Source organism: Roseinatronobacter thiooxidans (genome assembly GCF_001870675.1).
Taxonomy (GTDB): Bacteria; Pseudomonadota; Alphaproteobacteria; order Rhodobacterales; family Rhodobacteraceae; genus Roseinatronobacter; species Roseinatronobacter thiooxidans.
Genome location: NZ_MEHT01000049.1, coordinates 1,839 through 4,895, shown reverse-complemented (window position 1 = coordinate 4,895; position 3,057 = coordinate 1,839). Strand labels below are relative to the sequence as shown.

General features: G+C 55.2%; 5 protein-coding genes. 2 read left to right on the top strand and 3 right to left on the bottom strand.

Going from position 1 to position 3,057, the window contains the following annotated elements; all coding sequences use genetic code 11:
- Positions 1–60: 60 nt before the first annotated feature.
- On the bottom strand, positions 61–381 hold the full coding sequence (locus tag BG455_RS16770; RefSeq protein WP_084386556.1) for an HU family DNA-binding protein: 321 nt from the start codon (positions 379–381) through the stop codon (positions 61–63).
- Positions 382–392: 11 nt separating this feature from the next.
- Here BG455_RS16770 and BG455_RS16765 point away from each other — a divergent pair, with 11 nt between their 5' ends.
- Positions 393–872, top strand: coding sequence for a hypothetical protein (locus tag BG455_RS16765; RefSeq protein ID WP_143079954.1), 480 nt, complete (start codon positions 393–395; stop codon positions 870–872).
- A 70-nt stretch (positions 873–942) separates the two neighbouring features.
- Here the strand turns inward: BG455_RS16765 and BG455_RS17215 are convergent, their stop codons facing one another.
- Both BG455_RS17215 and BG455_RS16760 read right to left on the bottom strand, forming a co-directional pair.
- Positions 943–1,230: a hypothetical protein gene (locus BG455_RS17215; RefSeq protein ID WP_143079953.1), complete on the bottom strand. Its 288-nt coding sequence runs from the start codon at positions 1,228–1,230 to the stop codon at positions 943–945.
- 376 nt (positions 1,231–1,606) lie between these two features.
- Entirely contained in the window at positions 1,607–2,167 is a 561-nt protein-coding gene (locus BG455_RS16760; RefSeq protein ID WP_071471166.1) for a hypothetical protein, read from the bottom strand.
- A 523-nt stretch (positions 2,168–2,690) separates the two neighbouring features.
- Between BG455_RS16760 and BG455_RS17015 the strand changes: the two genes are divergently transcribed.
- Positions 2,691–3,057 (top strand): MobA/MobL family protein (locus BG455_RS17015; protein WP_281243936.1); only part of this gene is annotated, 367 nt, incomplete at both ends.

Sequence of the window (3,057 nt, the reverse complement as noted above, 5' to 3'; positions counted from 1 at the left end):
CTCTGGCTGCGCTCTGATGGATATGAGGTGTTATGCGCCGGAAAGCGCAGAAGGCGGAGATCAGCCAGGGGTTGTGGGGTGATTGAGCCGATCGAGGATATGACCGCCAGCTCTGAACCGCAGGATCCGCTTGCGTTCCACAGAGACAGCCTCACCCGTCCTTGGATCGGAGGCCATGCGGGCCTCTTGGACCTTGGAGGTGAAATTGCCGAACTTCCGCAGTTCCACCCTATGGCCATGCGCCAGACCGGTGGTGATCGCATTTAAAATCGCGTTGAGGGCTGCCTCCACAACAGGCCGAGGCAGATGCGAATGAGTCTCAACAAGCTTCGCGATTAATTGTGAGCGGAGCATGGATATTCCTTCTTCGTGATAAAACATGAAGACGTCTGGTGCTCAGACCCAAAGACAAGATTAGCTGCCCGTTGTTATATCGCTGGTCGGCACCATTGCGATCCCGTCTCTTTGCCGGAAATGCTGTTTTGTACTGGCGCTTTGATAGGCAAGTCTCTCAGTATGATGCCTCTAAATATCAAAAAGGGCAGACATCGCGTCGATTGTACGGTAAGAAAAAGTCTCTTTTTACCGAAGAATATAAGAATTATGAGAAAATAATGGATAATTATAACGATCACCTGAAGGTTGTTTCTAACGCCGTTTCTAAAAAGCAACTTGAAGTGGCGTTCAGGCATTTTTTTGGTTTGGAGCCTCCTGAAATCACTTCTGAAGCGGAATACGACGCCGCTAAAGCGCTTTATGCGGCAATGGACGCATCCATGCCCCCTAAAGACCTGCATAGCCCTGTTGCGCGTTATGTCGTTGCCTTGGGAATGGAGATGACCAAATGGGAAATCAAAAATATCAAGTGCTGAACGAAAGTTTTATGATGCTTGCACCGTAGTTTTTGGAGATACTAAACGCTTGGCCAATAAATAGAGACCCCTATTTTAAGGCTGCGTAGGAACCTGACCAATAGGCATCCTTACTAGGACTGGAAGGCATTAATGCATTCACTTCATGCAGAACAACTTTAGCCTTTAAAAGGCGCAGGTTGCATTCATTCAGAGCGTTATGTGCAATCTCTAGCTGCTGTATTGCTTGCGCAGTTCGCTGTTGGCAGGCAAAGATGCGGGAGCGAATATTTGCCCAATCATCATTGTTCCAGAGAGTGTTGTTATCTACAACATAATTGATAGCATGAATTGAAATAATTCGCATTGTATTTTCCATGCTTGATTAAAATCTATGATAAATTATGCAATTGTATGCGCCCAAGAATACCGGTTCTGCTTTTTGAAGGCGCAACAAAGTATTCAGTTGCTATGAATGGGCGTAATCCGGATTTTGTCTGTACTGTGATATTTGGCAAGTTTCTAAATGTCCGCAGGCCCGTTTTTATATTTTCGAATGACAATACGTACCCGGAACCTGTTTCGCTTACCAAGCTTCCCTTGAACGGGCCATGGCTTCCCACCATGAATGTGACATTTTCCATGAAAGCTATATTTTTTCCTATTAAACAAAATCAGTTTATTTACTATTGAATAGGATTAAATTGCAAAGCGAGAAATGTTAGTTCATTCCTCGCTTCCTCTCGCGACGTCCATCAATCCGTCTGTTTTGGTGGATCGATCCAGATACCACAGAAGCGACTGCCATCGCTTGTAGACGCGACCTGCCCGCCTGCTGCCGTGCAATAGGTGAGAGGGTACTTTCCGAACGCCCGTGCATCGCCGCGTCCCTGGATGAGGAGCAGCGCCACGATGCCGAGAACGCCCCCCAGAGCCAGCAAGCCCCCGAAGACGGCCAGACCCCCTCCGAAGTTGTACAGGGCCTCCTTGCGGCCTCTGACGGCCTCCAAGCGCATGTGGTTGGCCGCAGCCTGGATCTCACGTTCCAGCCCCCTCACGGCCTGTTCTGCGGCCTCCTGAGCGGCTGTGACGCTGTCGCGGTGCATGCGGCGGGACATCTCGGCCGCGGTGCTGGCGATCTGCCGGTTCTGCTCCAGGGCGTCGATGGTGATCTTCTGCACCGAGGCCCTGAGCCGTGCCGCCTCGGCCTTGGTGGTCGCGGTGGCGGTGAGGTTGCCCACATCCTGGCGCAGGAGCCGCACCTGGTCGGTCAGATCGGCAATCAGCTCGGCGGGGGATTTGGCGGCGGCGCTCATGCGGTGCCCGCCTTTGCGTCCAGCTCTACCAGCAGTCCGGCGATCTCTTTCTGATCGACCTCGCGGGTGGCGTTCTTGCGCAGGGTCGCCGCCATCCATCTGGCGATCTTGGGGTCCTTCAAGGCTTCGGTGGTGACGATGGCGCCGACGATGATCTTGCGGCGGGTATCGCTGGCCTTCTGTCGGNNGAGGCGGTTCAGCTTGGCCTGTGCCTCGGCGATCTGCTGGTCAATGGTCCTGGGCATTTTGAAATCCTGTGGTCGCTCAATGGTTGCAAGTCTGGCGGTGCTGAGCATAGGGTGCAAGACACGAAGTGCCCACTTATACAAACGCTGCGCGTTTGTGTGGGCAAAGGGGCAACTGCATTCCCCTTTGAACCCCAGGCAAGAGCGCGCGCGCATATGGCGATCTATCATCTCAGGGCCACGATGATCTCCCGCTCTGCCGGGCGCAGCGCCACGGCGGCGGCGGCGTATCGCAGCGCCGAGCTGATCGTGGATCAGCGCACCGGTCTCGCCTTCNNGATCACGTCGAGACCCTCGCGCCTGCGGATGCCCCGACCTGGGTGCAGGACCGGGCGGCGCTGTGGAACGCGGTGGAGCTGGCCGAGACGCGCAAGAACAGCCAGGTCGCCCGTGAGGTCAGGGTAGCCTTACCCTGCGAGCTGGACGCCCCGCAGCGGCTGCAGCTGGTCCGCGACTTCTGCCGGCGCGAGTTCGTGGACCGGGGCATGGTCGCGGATATTGCCCTGCACGCCCCAGGGCGTGAGGGCGACGAGCGCAACCACCATGCCCATATCCTGCTGACCACGCGGGAGATCGGTCCGGAGGGGTTCACCACCAAGAACCGGGACTGGAACGCCAAGGAGCTGCTGGAGGGCTGGCGGGAGG